Genomic DNA, 23,427 nt, shown 5'->3' with positions numbered 1-23,427 from the left:
ATAACCCATGAATTTTGATTCATGGGTTTTTACTTGTCACCATTCAGGAAAGATCCTTACATCTTCTCCTAAATTCTTCGATTGAAGCAACACTTTGAAATGTTCACTAAATCCCCCTGGAACGATTAGCCCCCGAATTGCACGATTACGCTTTGCCGTTTTCGAGAATGGATCAGTTCCTTGATGGTCCTTCAGTTCCTCTAGTATCCCTGCTTTAAGCAAGAATTCATTTTGATGAAAAAGCCCTCGATTGGTAAGATCCTTTCTTTTTCCAATCTCGATTATTGTGTCAAAATGGATATGTGTCGTCAAATCCATATCACCAGGATACAAAAGTGCATCTTTAATCATTTGATGCCGATAATAGCCCCTCAGGCTCCCTTGAAGATGAGCTGGCTCCTTCCATTCCCTTTCGGTATAGCCATAATCAATTGTAAGGAGAATACCCGATTCGATACAGGAAACGATCTTCTCATATTCACGGACCATGTTTAGCGGAACTTCGTATCGTTGATTCTCATTTAAGGTGATTTTTCGTTCAGTAAGGTAAGATAGGATGTCAGGGTTGCCCAAAGGTACTCTCTCTTCTACCAACTCGCCTTCCTTTTCAGTGACGAATACCTCTACCAAAGATCCCTTATATTTTTCAATGACAAATACAGGCAACGCGTCGAAAAGTTCATTTGAAAAGACGATTCCATTTACATTCGTCCATTTTTCTATACTGGCAGCAGAAACTGCCTGTTTGAACATCCCTAAACGTTCTTGCTGAATCTTTCTATGAAATGGACTGCCATCAACAAGGATATAAGTCAAAGAGTCCCATAACTGCGGTTCCGTTTCTTTTATGAAAACGAGGATGTCATACGCCAGCTTACCGTCCCCAGCGCCGACCTCGATGATTCTTGGTGATACTCCACATCTTTTTATCAAATATACGAACCATCTCCCCAGTGATCTCCCAAATGCATCCCCAACATTGCCAGACGTATAAAAATCCCCTCTTGAGCCAATCTTCTCTTTTGCGCGTGCATAGTAGCCTATATTTGGCGTATATAAAACAGCATCCATATAGTCATTATAGGAAATCCTTTTTTGCGGGCTTCCTGAAATCAATTCCTTCAAGTGATTTTTCAACACAATAGCCTCCGTCTCCATGGATCTTCCATCATATTGATTTCTTAATAAAACACATAAATAAGTTTTATCGACAGTCATACCCGAAAACAAATTTAAAGTTTGCAAAGTGTTCATTTTTTTATCTCGCAGTCATAAGAGTGCATCATTACAACTGAATTAAAATATGCACCTACTTCCAGAGCAGATTCAAAAAAGTCATGCACACTAGGGAAGACCCCGATTTTTTATATTCAGTATAGTTCTGGAATTGACCCATTTCAATATTTTTACATTATTAAGAACTTAAAAAACAGGTGCCATATGGCACCTGTAAAAGTGATTATCTCAAAAAGGGATTAGTATTCTTTTCATCTAGAATGGTCGTTACAGGTCCATGGCCAGGAAAAACGATAGAATCATCAGAAAGTGTCAACAGCTTCGTTTCAATGCTATTTAAGAGCACTGACTCGCTTCCGCCTATTAAATCGGTCCTGCCAACGCTTCCTTGGAACAGGACGTCCCCAGAAAAGAGGAGACGTTCGTCCTTCACATAATACGAAACACTCCCTGGTGAATGTCCGGGGGTTTCGAATACTTCGAAAGTGAATCCTCCAATAGTAAGTTCTTGCTCATTTGCCAAGATGTGATCGGCAGGCTTCATGCGCATTGGATTTTCCGGGAACCAGTTTTGGGAACCATTCAATGCGGGATCAAGTAGCCACTTGGCCTCTTTTTCATGAATATATGCAGGGATCCCATAATGCTCCCGAATAGCATCCAGAGCACCGATATGGTCAAAATGTGCATGTGTCAATAAAATCGCTAAAGGCTTTAAATTTTTTGTTTGTATGTACTGAATGATTTTCTGTGGCTCTTCACCCGGATCGAAAATGATGCAATCCTGTCCATTGGAAACTACATAACAATTCGTTTGCAGCGGTCCTAGAGGAATTTGTGTCCATTTCATTTCCATCAACTCCAATATGATTTTCTATCTTTATCTTACACTAATTAAGCTGCTAATGTTAATCTAGTTTACTCAAGTCATAGAAGTGTCACCTATTAAACCTCGACAAATAATTGAAAAAATATTAAGATATTAACAAATGCAATCTTTTCTACATATTTTTGGTAGTTGCTTTATTCTCTGGGTATATTATTAGGGATTAGGTATTCATTATGAAAAAAAGGGGGTTTTGACATGATATTAATGGTTGTTTTCGGTCTTGTGGCTATATTAGGAGTAGCAGCTGTGTTTACCTCATTAAAAAAGAGAAACTTCTTAGGATTCATTTTTGCAGCCGGCAGTGCAGTCGTGTTTGGCTGGTTCACTGTCATGACTGTCATCAACAGCGGCTTTCCTGTTGCCCATTGAAGAAAAAAGCTCGCCATCCGGCGAGCTTTTGTTTTAGGTCATCATGTTTGTTTGAACAATCTTTGTATTTGATGGGTTTTCATATCAATGATTTTCTCAAATTGATATCCATATAAGCAGAAGTTGCCATCAAGCGAACAGCTTAATGGTTCATTTTCCATGTCCTTCATCAATTCTTCTTGTGTGCCTTTTTCCCAATTTAATTTAGTTAAGGTAAACCTTCCTTCATATTGGTCCGCATCTTTTGATTCATTAGGAATAAACGTTATGAATTCCTTGTTTTTTTCAATGAAATCATAGGATGGAATGACCCAATCTGAAAAGCTTTTCAATAGTGGAACGGAAAAAGAGTGGATCGGCTTGTTTGTTGGATCATAAAATGCATATGTACCCCGATCTTGTTTTTCTGTCTCCACTTGAATAGTCATCAGCTCTTGTTTCATTTTTTTAAAGTGAATGACATCGAGCATAATGCTGTCTGCCCCATCCTCATTAAGCGCTTTTCTTTCAAGGGGAGCGGTCAAAGCAGGTTCTTCTTTGTCCCAATCCAGAAACATCAATTCATTTTCACTTGCCCATTGAGCAAAGGGCTGTGGAAAGTCCAGAGTTTCCATAGTTTGTTCATCTGGATTCAACACATAACTGCTGTATGTCCAATCTTCATAAAAACTCGATACAAACAACCGGCCATCTTTAAATGAATTCCACTCATAAGCTAATTCATAGGCTGGAATCGCCACGGAATACAGTGGATTCCCCGTTTTATCGAGTATTGTGATTGATGCTTTATCCGAAGATGTGAAGGACGACAACAAAATATGCGTACCAGACGGACTGATCGATACTTCAGAAAACGCAAAAGCCGGCTGATAGAAAACGGAAGTATCATTCGTTTCCAAATTCCATGCCATCAACTGGGATAATTCATTACCATCCCGCTTCACAGAATATAAAATGGTTTCCGAATCCAGCCATCCAAAAATGGCTTCGATTTTTTCCGTTTCTGCGGTCGGGACCTTTAAATTGCCTACTGAAGTTTCCAAGTGGTTAGATTGGGAGTGTTCTTTTTCCGTATCATTTACGGGTTTACTAAGGTCCTTGGAAGGCTCACAAGCCGAGATAAGAAGGATAGTGGAGATAAATAATGGGACGAAACACAACATCTTACAAATGGAAAGCCGCATACAAAGTGCTGCTTTGGATACTTTAATCTCCACACACCTCCCACTTCAAAACTAAAACGCCTGGCATTTGTGAGCGAGACATTAGAAAGAGAGTAAGGATTAACCAATCGAATCCATACTCTCTTTCATTATAAAGTAAAAAAGAGAAAATGTGGCGGATAATGATCTTATATTTTTTTGGAAGTATATTCCTTATGGGGGATGCATCACATATATAGGCCTGCCATCAAAATCTTGACAGTATCTTCATATATACCAGGCAAATGGGATAGCGGAAGCGGATTGATGCCCTTTCCCAGTTCGATTGTGAATCCCCCGCGTTTGAATTCCTGAATGAACCAATCTTTATACCCAGCATGGCTGTCAACGTATTTTACGGCCCGATATCCGCTGCGCTTTTCAAACTCCCTTGCAACATCCGCTGCCTGTTCAGGTTCATGTCCCTCATATCCCCAATAGAATTCTTTTCCCTGGGTGTGAAGTGCAAGCACTCTTTCAAAATTCCGTCTTATTGCCAGCTCCTTCATGGCCCATGCTTCTGGTTCTGATAACGCGTTCTCTCCTGGAAAATCCCTCGGGGCAGGGGCTTTTGGAATCTTTCTACGCTTTTCAATCTCCCAATTGGCAGGATATTGATTATTCAGGTCTACACCGCGAATATTGGCTTTCCAAGCATAAAAGGCGGGATTACCATTATTTATTTTTAAAACATCAAACTTCCCCTCTGCCGCCTCCTCCCCCTTTAGGACAAGGTCGACTCCATCCGGATTCACCATTGGAACCACCGAAATGGTCATATCCCGATAGAACGGCATACAATCCATTCCGCAAAGTGTACGATCATTCGTTACTGCCAGCAGAAAATCATTCAGCCATTTCATCAAAACCGCCGAAGTGATCCATTCATTAGCATGGAATGAACCGTTATAATGTATGATCTTTTCCCCTTGACCGATTCTTACCTCAAGCAGTTCTTTTCCCAACACACTCCTACCGATCGATTCAACCTTAATAAAGGGGTAATGACAAGATAAAATATCAAGATCGTCAAGAAGAGATTGATATTCGTAGGGCTTGTCGGTGACAATCACGGGATTCATCACCCGGACGGGTACGGAAAAAGGTTTTTGTCCATCTTGATTCAATAATAATATCCCATCGATGGGCAGGTTATATTGTAAAGCGATTTCGGCAAAATCGATATCTAACCGGGACTCTTCCTGAACAATGTAACCAGGTATCTGTACTTCCATGCCATTTGGCAAAACACCGCCAGTTATGGCCGGATTGGCATCCTCAATCAAAACCCGAGGAATTTGGAACAATTGACTGTAATATGCCAAATCATCCCCGCTTCTGCTCACAACTTTCATTCAGCCTCCGCCCCTTTCATTGTTTTATCTTTATGAAGGGAAAAACAGAAAGATGTTCATGAAGTCTCACGTGTTTTATAATTGTTATGGGTACTGATTCTCCTGAAAAAACAAAAAAACCAGGATTGCGCCAGGTTTCTTTTTTCAAGGTTGCTCATAAAATCGGAGCAAATCCCCGTAAATGATTTTGTCGGAGTAATCAAGCTCCTGCTTTGCCTTTTCCAAATACTTCTCACATGAATCCTTTGCAGTCGCCGCTCCGGTCTTTTTATCATAGCAGGTATCCATCGTATAGAGATAATCCTTCGTGATGAAACTGCTATCACGAAGAACGGTGAATTCTAATTTCTCTTCGGAAAATAGATCTTTGCCGAATTCTATATAATCATCATTTTCAATCCCCAATAAATGAAGGAGAGTCGGCCTTACATCAATTTGGCCGGAAACGGTGGAAATCGTTTTTCCCTTCTGCCCGGGGACATGTATGATGAGCGGGACACGCTGAAGCTGGATGGATTCGAAAGGCGTAATTTCCTTCCCAAGGAACTGGCTCATGGCAGAGTTGTGATTTTCTGAAATCCCATAATGGTCTCCATATAGTACAATGATGGAATCCTCATATAATCCATCACGTTTCAAATCGCCGATAAACCGTTCCAAGGCTTCGTCGGTATAACGTACAGTCGGAAAATACTGATTCAATGTTTTGGAATTCGAACCGTAAGGTTCCAATGTCCGGTCTTCTTCATTCAAAGTGAATGGAAAATGATTGGTTAACGTTATGAACTTGGCATAAAAAGGCTCAGGCATCCTCTTCAAGTGAGAGATTGATTGCTTGAAGAACGATTTATCATTCAAACCCCAATTGATGGAATTCCCTTCAGACACATTGTATTCATCACTATCATAAAACCGTTGGTACCCAAGAGAATCGTACATTATGTCACGATTCCAAAAGCTTATATTATTGGCATGCAAGGAAGCCGTATAGTAACCTTTTTCCGTTAAGATTTCAGGGGTGGCTTTGTATTCATTTTGGGCATGAGTGAAAAATACTGCACCTCTACCTAAAGGGTAGAGGGAATTCTCAATAATGAATTCTGAATCGGATGTTTTCCCCTGGCCAGTTTGGTGATAAAAGTTATTGAAATAATAGCTCTCTTTAATGAATTGGTTCAGAAAAGGAGTGATTTCTTCCCCGTTGACAGTTTTATTGATGACAAAGCTTTGAGTGGATTCCAATGATACAAGGATCACATTTTTGCCTTTTGCCAGACCATAAAGTTCATCATTAACTTCTTTTTGATTGGCACGGACATAATTTTCAATTTCCGACAATTCACTGCCATCCGCAAGTGCACGTTGAGCTGATGATTTCGTCTGTAATATTGCATCATAGAGGTGATAATGGTAAGTACCGATATTCTTAACGAGGATTTCGCGGTCAAACGTTCTTGTCAGGAGTTCAGGACGCGCCGCTTCCGCTAAAGCTAAGTTAAAAAATGTCACTCCTAAAGCCATTAACAAAAAGAATTTACGGTCCTGGGGATTATATCGACTTTCACGGAATGTTTTTGGTTTGTATTTCAGCAGAAGCATCAAGAACAGAATATCGGCAAAATACAAAAGATCACTCCGATTGATCAATTCATGTACACTGCTTCCAAGGTCGTTCATATTGCTCGTTTGAAAAAGAACGGGAATGGTTAAAAAGTCATTGAAAAAGCGAAAAAAAACAAGATTGGCGAAGAGGACGAAGGTGATGAAAAAACTCATGGTCAATAAGTATGCTTTCCTTCTATTTTCCTTTAAAAATATATTCACGCCAAGTGTAAGTAAAAGGAAACTGACAGGATTGATGAATAGTATGAACTCCTGGATCCAATTATCAATATCTATCTCAAAACTTGTTTTATAAGCGATATATGTTTTAAGCCAAAGTGAAACCAATACGACCCAAAACAATGAATATCGCTGTTTTTTGAAGACCCTTTTCAATCCTGGTCCCTCCTCATCGAAGAAGCGCTGGAGCTACAATCCAGGGCGCCTAATAATGGGTCATGGTTCTCCCCCTTATGCAAAAGCAGGAACGGGTTCCCCCACCCCTCTAAAGGAGGGAACTTTTTTTGAAGAATCCACCTTTTTTCTTATAACCCTGATTGCCACGGGCAGCATGGGGTCACGTATTCAGTTGACTTTTAATGAGCCATGCTGCACCTATTACCCCTGCATCATTGCCTAGTGTGGCCAAGCTGATTTTCGTTGACTTACTAACCCGTTTGAATGCATACTTTCCGAAGGCAGAACGGACAGGATCAAGCAAAATGTCTCCCGCCTGTGAGACGCCCCCGCCAATGACGATTTTATCTGGATTCATGACATTCCCAACATGCGATAGTGCCAGCCCCAAGTAATTGCCCACCTTATCCACCACAGCTTTGGACAAAGGATCACCTGCTGCAGCGCATTGGAATAACAGTTTGGAAGTTACCGCATTTCCCTCGTCGACTTTTTGCTGAAGCATTGACTTTTCAACGGCGGCATTCAAGGCTTCTAAAGCCATACGGACGATTCCAGTGGCCGAAGCAACCGTTTCCAAACAACCAGTCTTGCCGCAATTGCATGGTGCCCCTCCATCCGTTACGACCGTTATATGCCCTATTTCTCCAGCAGCCCCACTGGTACCATGGACGATTTGCCCATTATGGATGATCCCGCCGCCTACACCCGTTCCCAGAGTTATACAAACGAGGTCTTTGGCACCATTACCTGCACCTTTCCACATTTCTCCCAAAGCCGCCATGTTGGCATCATTATCGATCACAGCTGGAAGAGATGTCTCCACCTCCAATAAATCTTTTAAAGGATAGTCCTTCCAGCCAATATTGACCGCTTCATATATGGAACCGTTAACAAATTTCACAGGGCCGGGAGCACCCATTCCTATCCCTACTATCTTACTCTTCGGTTCATTAAGTTCCACGAGCTTCGCATCAATTGCTTTAGCTATGTTAATCGTAATGTATTTTCCCTTTTCGGAGATGTCCGTGCTGATTTCCCATTTATGAATTATCTCTCCGTATAAATTGATTAAAGCCAGTTTGGTAGTTGTACCGCCTAAATCCACACCCATCAGCCACTTTTCCATCATTCTCACCTTTTTTATCAATTTTTTTTCTGTTTTTCCCTTTCAAGAGACAATTGCTGCCTGATTAAAAGAATTGCCGTTTGATAATCTTTCGTATCCATCATCTGCATACGGTGGATTTCCCTTATTTCGGCCTCCATCAGTTCAAGCTCGGCTAAGCGATCGCCAATATAGATAAATGTGCCAAATCTTTTCAAGTATTGTTGAAGATCATAATATGTTTTCATAGTAAACCTCTTTACTCTTTTCTTTAGGAAAGTATATCGAATCAGCACCTTTGTAACAAGCGCCCATTTCCTCTTTTGATAATTTCCCCCATCCCCCTCATACATGTCCAACTGTATTCATATGATGAAATATCAAGAATTTGGACTCTTTCGATTTGATTTAACCGCTTAATGTTATTAAACCATTCATCACGCGTGAAAACGGAGGGGAAAAATGAAAGTACAATTGAAGTATACCGTCTTATTGGTTTTAACCACCATTTTTGTCATCCTTTATTTATCAAATCATAAACAGACAGAGGAAACCATCATTTTTTTTCCCATCGATTCCTCACTCCATTTTGAACATGCTTCCACCCATCTGACACCAAAGGGTACCGGGGATTCCACCTATACCATCACTTGGAGGGTGGATTCTAAGTTGGACCAGCCTGCTTACTTACGTCAAGACGTATCGCTTTTATACAAAAATGGAAAATTGGCAGGAGCCTTAAAAAATTGGCGCCAAAATAAACAAGAACTCTCTCAGAAAGCAAAGACTAAAGAATCCGAGAGTGGGCGTTATGAAGCTGTAACGTTTCATTATGCCGAGGTTCATCCAAGTGACACAATTTTCACCAGTGCCCAGCAGCTCAGTAAAGATAAACTCTATACAGTAACGACACCGGTTTTTCAATTTTTTCACCGCCCACTTTCAGAAGAACAGATTCAGTGGAAAAAAACGCTGGACGGCTTGACAGATCAAACGGTTCGAAATGGTTTGGAGAAAGCCGGGCAAGCCTTTCAGGTTAATCTTGATCAGTACAAAATCATCTCTTTAACAGATCTGCCTTCTAAGAAGAATCAATGGCTCGGCGCCTTCCCCCAATTCAAACGGGAAGAAATTGTGGGAAAACTATGGGAAGGACTTTACAAAAATTATGTGTTGGGAATAAAAAAGGAGGATGGATCCACTGTGAGTCCACAAGGTAGCACCATCCCCCTATTGCTTATGGCGAAGAATCAAAGTGAAATACTTGTCTTGTTTACCCTGAAAGACGGTACCCCAATCATGCTGCGTCAAAAGTTATAGTTGCTTTTCAATTTCTTCCAGTAGTTTAGTGTATGACTTATTATCCGGGGCAAGCTCTATAGCCTTATCAGCTTGCTCTTTAGCTTGATCGAATGATTCGAGATTCATGTAGACCAAGGCAAGATTGTAACGGGCTTCATGCAAATCCGGATTACTTTCAATCGCTTTTTCATAATAATCCCTAGCTTTGTATATGTCCTTTTTATCAAAAGATAAATTTCCTAGCATAAAAAGCGACAGCGGTGCATCAGGATTTGACTCCACATATTTGAATAGCATCTCTTCCGCCTTATTCTCTTCATCATCATCAATATACTTTTGAGCCAGCATTGCCATGGTATTATCATCCAAAGCTGCACTTTCCTGATGATTGAAACCAAATTGCAGCAGCAAATAGGTCAGTATTACCGTCCCGATCAGAAAAGCCAGCTGCCGAAAGATATTCCTGGATTTTGGCAGATGGACCACTCCAGCGGCCAAGAACCCTCCGATCAAACCTCCGATATGCCCTGCATTGTCAATTCCCGAAACGCTGAAACCATATATTAAGTTAATGATGATCAATACGATAACCGATGAGCCCATCGAGCGCATGAATAATTTCGGATAGACGATACCAAAGTACAGAAGTGCCCCAAAACAGCCAAAAATGGCTCCGCTCGCTCCGGCGGAAAGATTCGGGGTCATGATGAAGCTGCCTAGAGTTCCAGCGAAACCAGCGAATATATAGATGAAAAGGAACCTGGCATTCCCGTAAATCCTTTCAACTTCAGCACCGATCAAATACAACGAAAATGTATTCATCAGTAAATGAATGAACCCAATATGGACGACCATCGGTGTAAAGAACCGCCACCATTCCCCTTGTATGATATAAGGGGAAAATTTAGCGCCAAACTCAATCAAAGTCTTTGAATTGGTGCTGCCCCCATTAAACTCCATCAAGATGAACACAGCTATTTGTACCGCCATGAATATATATGTAAAGAATGGCTTATTGGCATTTTGAAATACCTTCTGTTCTGCCTTAGCCTTTTTGACTGACTCCGAGATAGCGTCCTTCTTTACTGCAAGAACCTTTTCCTCATCTATTTCATTTTCTTCAAGAACTCGAATTGAAAGTGGTTTTTTCAAAACATGTTCAAGGTTTTGAAACGAATCCTGAAAGTTCTCACAAGTTAGAAGGAACGTGTTGACACTTGTTTTTTTAAAGGAGGCCACCCGTGAACTAAAGTCATGATCATCCACCGGGGCGAATTTACTAACATAGATACTTAATATGTTTATGGGCTTTTTGTATAATTTCCTTCTGATTCTTTCCCCATTCTGCAATGTTCGGTCAATATCGCGTTTCAGCCAATTAGCCCAATCCAAATCATGCCGGATGAGTCTTATGACTGGAAACTCCTTATTCTTATCGCTCTCAAGCCAAATCTCCTGATGGTTTTCCGTGACAGTGATCATTCGATAATCATAATGGGCAGACAACTCCCTTATGGTTTCCCAAAAAAAATAATCCTCTTTAAATCCCAATGCCTTCCCCACTTTCCAATGAAACTTAAGCTTCTAAAATTCCTGTTCTTTAATTAAAACTATAGACGAAATCATGTAAAAAGTAAAAAGGAGACTGTTTTTCCGCTCCTAATAAATAAAAAAAGGGAACCCTGGTCAGGTTCCCTTTTTAAGATGCCGGCATCCTCATTTGGTCTGAGTGAACATGCTTTGCATCATTTTATCCCTGAACATTGGCATATCCAAGGATTTAGTCACTAGAAATCTTCTCAGTATGCCGTTGGACAGCGCAATATTTATCAGGCGGTACCGGTTTTGGTAACCTGCATAAACAACTAAACCAACCAAGAAGATTTGAATGATTAATCGAAGCATAACAATCCCTCCTATCAGTAGTGTGATACAGGAGAGGATTTTTATGAGCTAAAAGTGATAATTAATAAACTTCTTCTTAATGGGCGTACGTGCGTATAATCCTTGATGGGGTAATGAGCTTGCCCACCGCTATATCATGTACCTCTATCGGTAGTTCATCCATTAATTGAAGCTCGTATGCAAGGGCCAATGTATCACCTCGGTAATAAGATAGGAAACGGTCATAATAACCCCCTCCAAAGCCCAGGCGATACCCTTCCTTGGTAAAAGCAAGGCCGGGTACGATCAATGCGTTCAATTCCTCTTTGGAGGCCTTGGCTGTTTCAGCCACTGGTTCCAGCAACCCGTAATAAACAGACTCCAGCTGATTGAAGGACGAAATTTTTTTGAATTCCATTGTCTTATTTTTGGGATCACATTTTGGTACAGCCACTTCTTTCCCTTCGCTCCATGCTTGTTCGATGATCCGTACCGTTGGAACTTCAGGCGGAATGGAGATGGTGATGCCAATGGTTTCAGCATTTTTCCATTCCTCCAATGTAAATAAGTTTTCAGCGATTCTGTTAGATAGTTCTTCATGTTCCACTTTAGTCAGCCCCATTAAACGGGACCTAACTTCCTGACGGAGCTTATTCTTGTTTTCTCTCATCTCTTCCGACTCCTTTAGTCTACTTCTATCATTATCTCATAATATTTGTTCATTTACGAAAATAGGTGTCGAAAATCGCCGAATCATTCGTGCATTCTGAAAATACTCACTAAAGGAAAGAGAGAAAAGAAGGACTTAAAAAAATGCATAAAAAAAAACAACAGGAAAAATCCTGTTGCTTACTTTGTTTCACGGTGAGTCGTGCTGCGTTTTTCTCTTGAGCAGTATTTTTTAAGCTCAAGACGGTCTGGATTGTTACGTTTATTTTTTTTAGAAATATAGTTACGGTCTCCACATTCAGTGCAAGCTAATGTAATATTCACGCGCATTGTGTATTTCCCTCCAAACATATTGACATTTTCACATAGGACTTTTCTATAATATCATTATTCAATGCGAATTGCTAGTATGTTTTTCGGGAAATCCAACATAACTTTTTTGAATTCTTAATTGTTTACGTTTTGCATCGTCAGGAGGAGCTGATTATTTATAACTTTCGCTTCTTCTTTCGTTTCAGCATGAATGACCCAAGCCACAGCTTCCACACATTCTTTCGGTAAGATTTCCGTCTCTAGTGTAAACACGCTGGTAACTTCCCCTTTGGCGAGCGGTGAATAAGCCAGGAGACCTTCTTTCAATGATTTGAAGCATCCTTCTTGATATAGGCTTCCCTTACCTTGGATGCAATATTGAGAGATGCTTTTTCCTTTCACCAATCCACCCAATAAGGCAATCGATTGAGGGGCTACATGTAAAATCGCCCGTTCATTCGGGCTGTAAAAAGCCACCGCCTGCCTTTCGAAAGCGTTTTCATAGTGAAAAAACACTTTTGGACGCTTAGTCTCGAATGAGGTATTCCTGATCGTGAACTTCGAAAAGGTCACCTGCCCTTGGGTATACGTTTGTGAAAGTGTTCGGATCTCTCCATTAGGATGACTCATCATATCTTCCTCAGGATACCAATCAAAACTCTCATCCATCCATAATCCAGCCTTTAATCCCTTACGAAATAAATCCTGGTTATCCTGCGGCATATATGCGTATAGCGAATTCATATAAATCATCCCTTCCCATTCATTATCTTTATATTACTTATCGGTAGGCGCTGACAGTGAAACTATCCACTTTAGATTCTGCACACCATTTTCTTATTAGGTACAATGATTTTTAACTATTCAAAATATTTTGTTTTTTCGATTTATTCTAACTTAATGTTAGCACTGAATTGGCTGATGGACAATAAACACATTTTGTCGAATTTTATGTATGTTATCTCTCAAAGGTTTTTTTCCCATTTTAATGCCTAATTTTTTTTCTGCAACGACGGTCGTAAGGCTTTTCGACAATATTTGAAAGAAAACAGACAATAAATGAAGTTTACTGCCCATTTCCGAAAATATAAAAATATGAAAATCTCCATTCTTTTTAAAATATGTGTAAAATATAAGTATATTGTCGAAAATTATCTTCTGAGGTGAAAACATGGAAACACTTATCATCCTTCTTTTTTCATTAGCGCTCATCCCTCTCATCATTTCTTTTTTCGGTAAAGATAAAGTTGCCAAATTAGAAGAAGATTTAGAACAGATGACACTAACATATATGCAGGATATCTACCAATTAAAGAAGAAGGTGAAGATTCTTGAAGAGGAATTCGTTATCCAGGACGACCCTGTTCCCCCTGTAAAGGATAAATCAACTGTCACTTCCAATGGTATCGAACCCATTCATGATATTCTAAAAAGCCAGGTTCTATCTTTATATAGTCAAGGTCTTACTTTGGACCAGATCGCTAGACAATCCTCGTTAACGAAGGAACAAACCCTTTCAGTGATCGAGCAGCAAAGATTGCGGGGTGAATGAAAATGAACAAAGCAAGACTGCAAGGTCTTTCCGCCGGCATCATTTTTACAACAACAATCTTTGCTTGCTTTTATTATGGCAACGGAATATTCGAAGGCACCACTCCTACTGCTGAGGAAGCTAAGGAATTGCTCGTAAAGAAGGGATCCGTCGTTACACTTCCTACCGAGGAAGCTAAAAAAACCGTCCAACCAAAGGATTCGGATAAAGATTTAATGGGGAAGGAAGCTTCAAAAAAGGCCCCCTCCATCGTCACCTATACAATTAAAGTGAAAACGAATATGACCACAACCGAAATTGCCGATTGCCTTTCCAAGGAAAAAATCATCGATGATGCTGCTGAATTTGAAGCTTACATGAATGACCGTGATTTATCGAAAAAAATACAAATCGGCGAGTTTGTTGTTACGAATAATATGACATATAGACAATTGGCCAACACTTTGACACATTAATGAATAAGAGAGACTTTTAAATGGACTATGTCCGAGAAAAAGCCTCTCTTTTTTTCAATTAATGGGGTCATTCATTCCTGCTGATATATCTCCCTCTTACCAGGAAGTAAATATTCTCGGCGATATTCGTTGTATGGTCCGCTGTCCTTTCCAAATATCGAGCAATTAGGGAAAGCTGTGTAACCTGCTGAAGGTTTTTTTCATCTGAAAGGCGAAGGAGACTTCGAATCATTTCTCCATAAAAGCGATCGACCTCATCATCCATTTCAATGATTTCCCTTGAAAGAACAACATCTTCCTTCTCAAATGCTTCTATTGAAAGTTGAATCATCTTTAATGTAATATCATGCATCTGCTTTAATGGTGTTAAAGGCAGAATAAATGGCTGGTCACCGATTCGGATCGCTGATTTGGCGATATTCACACCAAAGTCCGCCATCCTTTCAATATCCGAGGCGATTTTTATGGCAGCAATGATACGCCTTAAATCAATCGCAACCGGCTGTTGCTTAGCAATCAGTAAAATCGCAAAGTCGTTTATTTCCTCTTCCAGTAAATCAGCTATTGTATCATCATCAATGACTTCAAGAGCCTCATCTACATTATTGCTTTCCAGTGCGGCATATGATTTTGATATGGCACCTGAAGCTAAATTAGCCAACTTCACGATTTTCCCTTGTAGCTCTTTCAATTGAAGCTCGAAATTTTCACGAACGATCATTATCGCATCTCCTTTTCTCTTAACCGAAGCGTCCGGTAATGTAATCTTCTGTTCTTTTATCATTCGGATTAGAGAAGATGGTATTTGTATCAGAATATTCGATGACTTCCCCATTTAAGAAGAAGGCTGTTCTATCAGAGATACGTGCCGCCTGCTGCATGTTATGGGTAACGATGATGATGCTGAAATCCTTTTTCAGTTCCTGGACCAATTCTTCTATTTTCAAAGTGGATATCGGATCAAGGGCAGAAGTAGGTTCATCCATTAGAATGACATCTGGTTCGATTGCCAAACATCTGGCAATACAAAGGCGCTGTTGCTGTCCACCTGAAAGTCCATATGCATTTTCATGCAGACGGTCTTTCACTTCATCCCAAATGGCTGCCCCTTTTAAACTCTTTTCAACTATCTCATCAAGAATTTTTTTATTTTTAATTCCATGGATCTTTGGTCCGTATACAACATTTTCATAAATTGATTTAGGAAAAGGATTAGGCTTTTGGAAGACCATCCCCACCTGTGTCCTTAAATCTTCCACCTTATAGGACTGATCAAGGATATTCCTGTTCCTATATTTAATCTGACCGGTCGTTTTCACATCCGGGACTAGTTCTATCATTCGGTTCAATGTTTTAATGTAGGTGGATTTCCCACATCCTGAAGGCCCTATGATGGCCGTCACTTCATTTTGGTGCATATCCAGATTAATATTTTTCAAAGCATGGTTTTCACCATACCATAAATTGAGATTGGATGTTTCATACACCTTTTCCGTCAAGGCAGCTGATCCGACATTATCGATCTCGATAGCCGGTGACTCTTTTTCTCTCGTTAAGGTCATATCCATGCTTCCTTCCTCCTATCAGTATCTTTTCTGGAATTTATTTCGAATTATAACCGCTATTGAATTCATGAATATTAACAGGATGAGTAAAACGATGATTCCCGCGGCAGCAACCTGCTGGAATTCCTCCTGCGGACGAGATGTCCAATTATAGATTTGCATTGGCAGCACTGTAAATGTATCCATGACCGTTTGAGGTAAAAAGGCGATGAACATTGGTATGCCAACCACCACCAATGGCGCCGTTTCACCGATTGCCCGTGACAAAGCAAGTATCCCTCCAGTTAAAATGCCAGGTATCGCAGCAGGCAGGACCACTTTCAAAATGGTTTGCCACTTTGTTGCACCCATTCCAAACGAAGCTTCCCTTAAATCACGAGGTACGGCACGTATTGCCTCCTGGGCAGCTACTATGATGACCGGGAGAACGAGTAGGCTCATGGTCAGGCCCGCTGCCAATATGGACCGGTCCAAGGCAAGAGCACGAACGAAAACCGTTAAGCCCAGAAGTCCAAATACTATTGACGGGACACCTGCCAGATTGGAAATATTCACTTTGATAAAAGTGGTGATCCAATTCTTCTTCGCATATTCCTCTAAATAAATGGCCGTTCCAACACCGAGAAGCAGGGAAACCGGGGCCACCACTACCATCAACCATATTGAACCGATCAACGCGGCCTTTATACCAGCCTCTTCAGGTTTCCTGGAAGCGAAATTCTGAAGGAAGTCCACATTCAGACTACCAATTCCTTGAGTGAATATCCGATAAAATAAGATGGCCAATACGAGGAGGCCAACCAATGTTGCCAAGAAGAATAATCCTTTACAAATCGTGTTAACAGCCAGCCTAGCAGGCATTTTTTTTGCAACATGACTTTTGTTTATCAGTTTCATGACTTAATATTCCTCCCTGAACTTGCGAGAGATGAACTGCGCCAGTAAATTCATGACAAGCGTAAAGACGAACAGTGTCATTCCAACCGCATATATGCTGTAGTAAATCGTTGTCCCATACCCTGCATCCCCCGAACTGACCTGAACGATATAAGCGGTCATCGTTTGAATCGATGAAGTGACATCCATACTCATATTTGGGGTCGAGCCACCGGCAACACTTACAATCATGGTTTCCCCGATCGCTCTGGATAAAGCAAGAACGATGGATGCGACAATTCCAGAAATGGCTGCTGGCAATACCACTTTAATTGTCGTTTCGAGTTTCGTTGCTCCTAAAGCATACGCACCTTCTCGAATCGACTTCGGTACTGATACTAGGGCATCTTCCGACAAAGAAGCTATCATCGGCATGATCATGATACCTACAACGATTCCAGGACTCAAAGCATTGAACATGTCAAGGGAAGGAAATAAATCCCGCAAAACCGGTGTTACAAAAGTTAAGGCAAAAAAGCCATAAACGATAGTAGGAATCCCAGCTAAAACTTCTAAAATCGGCTTGATGATTCTCCGTGTTTTCTCTGATGCATATTCACTCAAGAAAATGGCTGTTGCAAGTCCTATTGGAACTGCAACCACCGCTGCTATGACTGTTATCTTCAACGTTCCAACAATAAGGGGCATAATCCCATAGGAAGGTGCAGATGCAAATGGCAGCCATTTAGCTTCCGTAAAAAATTCGACGATGGATACTCTGTCAAAAAAGATAAATGTTTCAAATATAAGGGTCAGGATGATCCCGATTGTAGTAAAAACGGAAATTGCCGCCGTAATGAACAAAAGCTTAGGTATGACTTTTTCCATATTGATTTTTTTCTTACTTTTCTTTTCCAGAATCATTTGCTGTACAGAATAGGTTTCTGTTTTTCTAAGTTCCAACTTGCATCCTCCATTTCAGACACGCAATATTTGGATTTACAAGCTGTTACCCCCGCCTTAATCGAGTCAAGGCGGGATTTCAATAGCCTGTAATATCGTTTATTTTTCCAGTTCTTTTAATTTATCAAGATCTTTCTGGTACTCTTCTTCCGGCAGGCTGATATAACCCACTTCTTCTGCAAGCTCTCCTGCATTTTCAATGATGAATTGAGTATAATCTGCGACTTGTTCTTTTTCAGCTACCGACTTATTAGCTACATATGTGTAAAGTGGACGTGACAATGGTGCATACTCCCCACTTTTAATCGTTTCATGCGTTGGCTCTACGGCACCTTTGCCGTTGTCGATGGAAATGATCTTTAACTTATCTTTATTTTCAGAGTAGTAGGCATAACCGAAGAATCCAATTGCATTTTTATCACCTTCTACACCTTGTACAAGAACGTTATCGTCTTCTGAAAGCGTAGCATTTTCCACCATTGGTTTTTCTTCAAGGATCACTTCATTGAAATAATCATAAGTTCCTGAATCTGTTCCCGGAGAGTAGAATTTAATTTCTTCGTTCGGCCATTCAGGACGTATATCAGACCATTTCTTTACCTTTCCATTATCAATCCACAGTTTTTGAAGTTCTTCAACCGTTAGTGAATCGATGAAATCATTATCTTTATTGGCGACGATTGAAATACCGTCAAATGCCAGTTTCAATTCTGTATATTTAACACCCTTTTCATCAAGTAAGGCACTTTCTTCTTCTTTGACCGGGCGGGATGCATTGGCTAGGTCCGTATCACCAGCGATGAATTTCTTGAATCCCCCACCTGTTCCTGACGATCCCACTGAAACCTTCACATCAGGCTGTGTAGCCATATATTCTTCTGCAACTGCCTCCATGATCGGAAAGACCGTTGAAGAACCATCCGTGATAACTTCGCCCTTGAGTTGATTTGAAGCCGCTTCATTTCCTTTACCGCTGTTTGAAGTATCATTAGATCCACATCCAGCTGCCACTGCGATTACTCCACCCATTACTGCGGTCATAGCCATAAATTTGAAACGTCTCATTTGTAAATCCCCCTAAGAATTTTATATGAATATTTTGTCCTACTCTCACATCATACTTTCAGACTGTAAATTCCGTTTAAAGCATTTGTAAACATTCAGTAAATAATTGTGTGATAATTGTAAAGATGAAAAAACTGTACTGATTCCGTTCTTTAAATGCAAAAAAACACGTTTCCGGTTTTACCCAAAAACGTGTTTTAACCTTTTTTTATTCATTTTCCTGGCTTTTTCTAACTTCAGCCTGGTCCTTTTGAACGTCTTTCCCATTCTCCACTTTCAAATCAGTCGAGGTTTCGGTATTCTCCTTCTTAGCCCGTTCTTTTTTCAGTTCGAAATAAGTATCCATGATTTCTTCACTTATTTCTTTACTCATGCTATGGCCCGTATGTCCTTGGTATGCCCACGGCACAACGACCGCAAAAGCGACCTCAGGATTTTTAGCTGGGGCATAGCCAACAAGCGTGATGTTCATCGTTTCTTGTGGCTCGCTATAATCCATCCGGTTCGGGCCGTCATAGAATGCTTCCGCCGTCCCGGTTTTAGCTGCCACTGTATACGATTTTTTCCCAAAATAGGTATAAGCCGTTCCGCCTTGTTCCATGGCAACTTTCTCAAAACCGCTCTGAACACGTTCAATCCATTCGTCCTTCATATCAAGACGATTAAGGACAGTAGGTGAAACGTCTTCGGCAACAGGTCCCAATTCCTCATTATTATCAACCGGGTCGCGGATTTCCTTTACCATATGCGGTTTCATGCGGTTACCGCCATTCGCAATGGCTGAAACATATTGCACGAGCTGCATTGGCGTGTACGTATCATACTGTCCGATAGCAAGGTCAAGCAGCTTACCTGGAGATGTTTCGGAACCTTTGAATCCGCTCATTTCATTAGGAAGGTCAATACCCGTGCGGACACCCAAGCCAAACTGGGCAAATGAATTCCGCATGGTCGAAAAGGCGCCTGAACTAATGTTCAAAGGTTCATTCGGCACATAATGCGCACCCGCAATATTAATTGCCGTTCTGAACATATAAACGTTCGAAGATACTTTCAATGCGGTCAAATCATTAATGTTCCCGAAGTCACTATATGAACCTTTTGCTTTTGTTCCCTTGATCCTAAGCTTTGTATCATAAAAGTACGTACCCGGCTGGATCGCACCTTGCTGATAACCGGTTAAAACGGTAGCGCCTTTAACCGCAGACCCCATCGTATAGGAAGTCGTGATATTTCCTAATGCGAAGTCCTCAATGGAGGATTTTCCCGTTTTTGGGTCCTTCTCATATTTCTTGCCAGCCATCGTCAATACTTCCCCTGTATCGGGATCCATCATGACGACAAAGGCCCTGTCCAAGAATTTGGTGTTACCCATTTTTTTCTTGGCAATCAATTGCTTTTCAATGATTTCCTCTGTTGCAAGCTGTAAATCCATATCAATTGTCAATATAAGATCTTTTCCCCGCGAACCTTCAGTAATCACTTCGGAATCGACGACATTTCCTGATTTATCGGTCACATTCCTTACTTTCGCTTTCTGCCCTTGGAGGACATCTTCATATTGAGCCTCGATATAACTCTTACCTACACGGTCATTCCGGCTGTAATCACGCGCGAGGTAGTAGTTCAGACTTTCACTAGGCAACCCTTCTTCAGATGAGGAGACTTTACCCAATACAGATTTAAGTGTTTTATTATATGTATAAAAACGATCCCAATCTGTAGATATATCGACCCCTGGGAGCGAATCAAGGTTTTCACTCACCTTGGCGAATTCTTCTTTTGTTACTTCCTTGTTTTTCACAATTTGTGGGGTAAGGGCATATCCGCTTGCAAATTCCCTATAGATGGCAAGAACTTCAAGATCTTTTTCCGAAAGCTTTGTTTCTTCCTCAGTAATCCGATCAAGCTGAAGCTTATACAACTCACTTTCTTCCATTTCGCCCTCTTCCACTTTTTTTCTTTCTTTATCGGTAATTTTTTTCTCGGCCAACTTTGGATTATTTAAAATCCAAAAATCCTTTTTATCGCGCTCAGTCACTTTGTCTGTTTCCTTTTCGATCAACTTCGCGAGTTTCTCAGCCGTTTTCACCATTTCTGTTTGTTTCGTACCTTGCTTTCGTGTATATGTAATTGCATCCAGTGGTTGGTTATCGACCATCAGTTTTAGATTCCGGTCATACATTTTCCCACGGGGCACCGAATTATTCACGGTCACTTCCTCTGTTCTTTCAATCTCACGCCGGTAATCATCACCATAAACAATCTGTACAACACCCAAGCGCAAAATTAAAGCGGAAAACAAAACAAACACTAAAAAGAAAAGAATATTCAATCTGAAAGGCACATGCGTCTTTTTCTTTTTCTTTTTATTCACACTAAGCCACACATCCTTTTTACATAGTCATAATAGTCCTATACTATTCTATAGAACATTTATAATTTTTTCTACCTTAGTGTTCTAGAAATATTAAACATCTAACTAACTTTACATAAAAAGCGACTTACGGCTCATAAATCCTAATGCCGTAAGTCCTGATATGGAAAAGAGGCCTCTATGGCCTCTTTTCAATCTTGGTCAATGATATCGATTTTCCGTACAAACCAATATATCACAGTATGCCCTGCCCCGACGATTAACAGATAAATCGGCAGTAATTGCTTTAGGTCGAATAACATGACGGAAAGTATGAATCCTGATATGGAGACAATCCTTCCAATATGAACAAACAGTTCCCGGACAACGATATATTCAATCCTCATTTCCGCTGCTTTCCAAGCCCGGCCTATAATATCATAAGTCAGTGATATATAAGGGACCAAAAGAATAGGATAAGCGGTAGCGACAATTGCCCCATAAATGAGAAGCTTCCCGAATGTGATATCGAATGCAATCAATAAGACCCCTGCATACAACAGGATTCCTCCAATAAAAATCGCCTTTTTTCGCATCGGCTGTTTTATATATCGTGAAGCAAAAAAATACGCAACGAATGATATGGCCGAATTTAACAGGCCATAGCTCCCTAAGGCAAGTTCACTATCCGTCTGAATGAAAACGGTAATCGAAATGATGAACATGAATGTGCCCTCTCGTATCCCTTGAAAAAAGTGAGCACGAGTGATCAAAAGCCAATTCCGATTATTTTTCCGCTCCTGCAATATTCTAAAGAAGCAGTATCTGCCATGAGCAGGACGTCTTTTTAACGAAAAGCTAAGAAATACCGCAACGGAAAACAATAGCAAAGACAATCCGAATACAATGGAATATCCCGTGAATTTTTCAAGCCTCGAAATGATGAACCCTGAAAGAATCGGACCGACCATTCCCCCAACGGATGATAAAATTCCTAAAAAACCATTGAAGAAATCCCTTGTTTCCGGTTCAGTTATCTCAAAAGTCAAGACATTATAGGCAAGCCAATAAAACCCATAACCGATTCCTAACAGTCCACCAAGCAACCAAAGGAAATCCGTTGCCCGTGTGCCGACCAATAGGACCGATAAATAAAATAGGGCCAAAAAGATAACACCCAGACGCAAAACAATGATTCGGTCAACCTTTTTCGCGAGCCTGCCGGCAAAGACAAAAGTAAGCGGTTGAAAAAGCACCACGGTTAGATTATATACGGCAATATCAACAATTTGACCGGATTGTTTCCACAAGTACACATTAACGAATGTATTGGATAAAGCAATACTTAGGCTGTACAGCCCGCCAATAAACAAAAGGAGGTGCAGATCCTTCTTCCCTCCCGCTTCACCCAACCATCTCTCTAAAATACCCATTGTTTTAACTCTCCTTTAAATTCCACTCTAGTGTTTGAAAAAACAAAAGAATTTATGTAAAAAAAGGTAAAGAAAACTCTTCGACTGGCGAGACAGGATGGCGATGACAGAGAAGTAGTTGCACTTACACTGTTTTCCTTCAAAGCTCTCTCAAATAAAATTAAGAACAGTGTAAAGAAAACTCTTCGACTGGCGAGACAGGATGGCGATGACAGAGAAGCAGTTGCACTTATACTGTTTTCCTTCAAAGCTCTCTCAAATAAAATTAAGAACAGTGTAAAGAAAACTCTTCGACTGGCGAGACGGATGGCGATGACAGAGAAGCAGTTGCACTTATACTGTTTTCCTTAAAAGCTCTCAAATAAAATTAAGAACAGTATAAAGAAAACTCTTCGACTGGCGAGGCAGGATGGCGATGGCAGAGAAGCAGTTGCACTTATACTGTTTTCCTTTTGAACTTGATCAATAACAGTATAAAGAAAACTCTTTGATTGGCGAGACAGGATGGCGATGGCAGAGAAGCAGTTGCACTTATACTGTTTTCCTTCAAAGCTCTCTCAAATAAAATTAAGAACAGTGTAAAGAAAACTCTTCGACTGGCGAGACAGGATGGCGATGACAGAGAAGCAGTTGCACTTATACTGTTTTCCTTAAAAGCTCTCTCAAATAAAATTAAGAACAGTATAAAGAAAACTCTTCGACTGGCGAGGCAGGATGGCGATGGCAGAGCTGTTGCTTTTCCTTAAAAGCCATTTATCAATGAAACAAAAAAAAGACGGGCTCCCCTGAAAAGGGAAATCCCGTCTTTTGTTACCTG

Annotated in this window: 24 protein-coding genes; 5 read left to right on the top strand and 19 right to left on the bottom strand. The window is 40.6% G+C overall.

Annotated features, from left to right (window positions below):
- Positions 1 to 36: 36 nt before the first annotated feature.
- Together ACIQ0C_RS02135 and ACIQ0C_RS02130 are read right to left on the bottom strand one after the other, a co-directional pair.
- On the bottom strand, positions 37 to 1,137 hold the full coding sequence (locus tag ACIQ0C_RS02135; RefSeq protein WP_403056463.1) for a class I SAM-dependent methyltransferase: 1,101 nt from the start codon (positions 1,135 to 1,137) through the stop codon (positions 37 to 39).
- A gap of 322 nt (positions 1,138 to 1,459) precedes the next feature.
- Positions 1,460 to 2,086, bottom strand: a complete 627-nt coding sequence (locus ACIQ0C_RS02130; protein WP_402835031.1) for an MBL fold metallo-hydrolase — start codon at positions 2,084 to 2,086, stop codon at positions 1,460 to 1,462.
- A gap of 234 nt (positions 2,087 to 2,320) precedes the next feature.
- Between ACIQ0C_RS02130 and ACIQ0C_RS02125 the strand changes: the two genes are divergently transcribed.
- The gene (locus ACIQ0C_RS02125; protein ID WP_034308396.1) at positions 2,321 to 2,494 is read left to right on the top strand and encodes a DUF2759 domain-containing protein; all 174 of its coding nucleotides are present in this window, start codon (positions 2,321 to 2,323) and stop codon (positions 2,492 to 2,494) included.
- 41 nt (positions 2,495 to 2,535) lie between these two features.
- Here ACIQ0C_RS02125 and ACIQ0C_RS02120 read toward each other — a convergent pair whose 3' ends face one another.
- The 5 genes from ACIQ0C_RS02120 to ACIQ0C_RS02100 form a co-directional block, all read right to left on the bottom strand.
- The gene (locus tag ACIQ0C_RS02120) at positions 2,536 to 3,711 is read right to left on the bottom strand and encodes a YqgU-like beta propeller domain-containing protein (protein WP_403056460.1); all 1,176 of its coding nucleotides are present in this window, start codon (positions 3,709 to 3,711) and stop codon (positions 2,536 to 2,538) included.
- A gap of 173 nt (positions 3,712 to 3,884) precedes the next feature.
- Positions 3,885 to 5,051, bottom strand: coding sequence for a M14 family metallopeptidase (locus ACIQ0C_RS02115; protein WP_403056457.1), 1,167 nt, complete (start codon positions 5,049 to 5,051; stop codon positions 3,885 to 3,887).
- Between the two features lie 144 nt (positions 5,052 to 5,195).
- Positions 5,196 to 7,049: an LTA synthase family protein gene (locus ACIQ0C_RS02110; RefSeq protein WP_403056454.1), complete on the bottom strand. Its 1,854-nt coding sequence runs from the start codon at positions 7,047 to 7,049 to the stop codon at positions 5,196 to 5,198.
- Between the two features lie 181 nt (positions 7,050 to 7,230).
- Positions 7,231 to 8,202, bottom strand: coding sequence for an ROK family glucokinase (locus tag ACIQ0C_RS02105; protein WP_403056451.1), 972 nt, complete (start codon positions 8,200 to 8,202; stop codon positions 7,231 to 7,233).
- A 14-nt stretch (positions 8,203 to 8,216) separates the two neighbouring features.
- Positions 8,217 to 8,426, bottom strand: coding sequence for a YqgQ family protein (locus ACIQ0C_RS02100; protein WP_402835036.1), 210 nt, complete (start codon positions 8,424 to 8,426; stop codon positions 8,217 to 8,219).
- Positions 8,427 to 8,640: 214 nt separating this feature from the next.
- On the opposite strand from ACIQ0C_RS02100, the gene ACIQ0C_RS02095 reads away from it, so the two are divergent.
- Positions 8,641 to 9,498, top strand: coding sequence for a hypothetical protein (locus tag ACIQ0C_RS02095; RefSeq protein WP_403056448.1), 858 nt, complete (start codon positions 8,641 to 8,643; stop codon positions 9,496 to 9,498).
- Here the strand turns inward: ACIQ0C_RS02095 and ACIQ0C_RS02090 are convergent.
- From ACIQ0C_RS02090 to ACIQ0C_RS02070, 5 genes are all read right to left on the bottom strand, one after another.
- Positions 9,493 to 11,031: a rhomboid family intramembrane serine protease gene (locus ACIQ0C_RS02090; RefSeq protein ID WP_403056445.1), complete on the bottom strand. Its 1,539-nt coding sequence runs from the start codon at positions 11,029 to 11,031 to the stop codon at positions 9,493 to 9,495. The genes ACIQ0C_RS02095 and ACIQ0C_RS02090 overlap by 6 nt on opposite strands.
- Before the next feature lie 165 nt (positions 11,032 to 11,196).
- Positions 11,197 to 11,385, bottom strand: a complete 189-nt coding sequence (locus ACIQ0C_RS02085) for a hypothetical protein (protein WP_403056442.1) — start codon at positions 11,383 to 11,385, stop codon at positions 11,197 to 11,199.
- A 76-nt stretch (positions 11,386 to 11,461) separates the two neighbouring features.
- The gene (locus tag ACIQ0C_RS02080) at positions 11,462 to 12,034 is read right to left on the bottom strand and encodes a 5-formyltetrahydrofolate cyclo-ligase (RefSeq protein WP_403056439.1); all 573 of its coding nucleotides are present in this window, start codon (positions 12,032 to 12,034) and stop codon (positions 11,462 to 11,464) included.
- Positions 12,035 to 12,213: 179 nt separating this feature from the next.
- Positions 12,214 to 12,363 (bottom strand): 50S ribosomal protein L33, encoded by a 150-nt coding sequence (gene rpmG, locus ACIQ0C_RS02075; RefSeq protein ID WP_028391797.1) that lies wholly within the window; start codon positions 12,361 to 12,363, stop codon positions 12,214 to 12,216.
- 117 nt (positions 12,364 to 12,480) lie between these two features.
- Positions 12,481 to 13,089, bottom strand: coding sequence for a hypothetical protein (locus ACIQ0C_RS02070; protein WP_402835040.1), 609 nt, complete (start codon positions 13,087 to 13,089; stop codon positions 12,481 to 12,483).
- Between the two features lie 427 nt (positions 13,090 to 13,516).
- On the opposite strand from ACIQ0C_RS02070, the gene ACIQ0C_RS02065 reads away from it, so the two are divergent.
- Positions 13,517 to 13,897, top strand: a complete 381-nt coding sequence (locus ACIQ0C_RS02065) for a hypothetical protein (RefSeq protein ID WP_403056436.1) — start codon at positions 13,517 to 13,519, stop codon at positions 13,895 to 13,897.
- Positions 13,898 to 13,899: 2 nt separating this feature from the next.
- Positions 13,900 to 14,352, top strand: coding sequence for a hypothetical protein (locus ACIQ0C_RS02060; RefSeq protein WP_403056433.1), 453 nt, complete (start codon positions 13,900 to 13,902; stop codon positions 14,350 to 14,352).
- A 67-nt stretch (positions 14,353 to 14,419) separates the two neighbouring features.
- On the opposite strand, the gene phoU is transcribed toward ACIQ0C_RS02060, so the two are convergent.
- The 7 genes from phoU to ACIQ0C_RS02025 form a co-directional block, all read right to left on the bottom strand.
- Positions 14,420 to 15,073, bottom strand: coding sequence for a phosphate signaling complex protein PhoU (gene phoU, locus ACIQ0C_RS02055; protein ID WP_402835043.1), 654 nt, complete (start codon positions 15,071 to 15,073; stop codon positions 14,420 to 14,422).
- A gap of 19 nt (positions 15,074 to 15,092) precedes the next feature.
- Positions 15,093 to 15,914 carry a phosphate ABC transporter ATP-binding protein PstB gene (pstB, locus tag ACIQ0C_RS02050; RefSeq protein WP_048682195.1) on the bottom strand — a complete coding sequence of 274 codons (822 nt, stop codon included), beginning with the start codon at positions 15,912 to 15,914 and terminating at the stop codon, positions 15,093 to 15,095.
- A 21-nt stretch (positions 15,915 to 15,935) separates the two neighbouring features.
- Positions 15,936 to 16,814, bottom strand: a complete 879-nt coding sequence (gene pstA, locus ACIQ0C_RS02045) for a phosphate ABC transporter permease PstA (protein WP_403056430.1) — start codon at positions 16,812 to 16,814, stop codon at positions 15,936 to 15,938.
- A 3-nt stretch (positions 16,815 to 16,817) separates the two neighbouring features.
- Positions 16,818 to 17,717: a phosphate ABC transporter permease subunit PstC gene (gene pstC, locus ACIQ0C_RS02040; RefSeq protein ID WP_402835477.1), complete on the bottom strand. Its 900-nt coding sequence runs from the start codon at positions 17,715 to 17,717 to the stop codon at positions 16,818 to 16,820.
- Between the two features lie 138 nt (positions 17,718 to 17,855).
- Positions 17,856 to 18,821, bottom strand: coding sequence for a PstS family phosphate ABC transporter substrate-binding protein (locus ACIQ0C_RS02035; protein WP_402835045.1), 966 nt, complete (start codon positions 18,819 to 18,821; stop codon positions 17,856 to 17,858).
- 208 nt (positions 18,822 to 19,029) lie between these two features.
- Positions 19,030 to 21,198, bottom strand: a complete 2,169-nt coding sequence (locus tag ACIQ0C_RS02030) for a peptidoglycan D,D-transpeptidase FtsI family protein (RefSeq protein ID WP_402835046.1) — start codon at positions 21,196 to 21,198, stop codon at positions 19,030 to 19,032.
- A 191-nt stretch (positions 21,199 to 21,389) separates the two neighbouring features.
- Positions 21,390 to 22,610 (bottom strand): MFS transporter, encoded by a 1,221-nt coding sequence (locus ACIQ0C_RS02025; RefSeq protein WP_403056427.1) that lies wholly within the window; start codon positions 22,608 to 22,610, stop codon positions 21,390 to 21,392.
- Positions 22,611 to 23,101: 491 nt separating this feature from the next.
- Between ACIQ0C_RS02025 and ACIQ0C_RS02020 the strand changes: the two genes are divergently transcribed.
- Complete coding sequence (locus ACIQ0C_RS02020; protein WP_403056425.1) at positions 23,102 to 23,356, top strand: hypothetical protein; 255 nt, start codon at positions 23,102 to 23,104, stop codon at positions 23,354 to 23,356.
- Positions 23,357 to 23,427: the final 71 nt, after the last annotated feature.

It is taken from the genome of Peribacillus sp. NPDC096448, assembly GCF_044762675.1.
In the GTDB taxonomy this organism is placed as follows: Bacteria; Bacillota; Bacilli; order Bacillales; family DSM-1321; genus Peribacillus; species Peribacillus frigoritolerans_B.
This window is presented reverse-complemented; position numbering and strand designations above follow the sequence as displayed.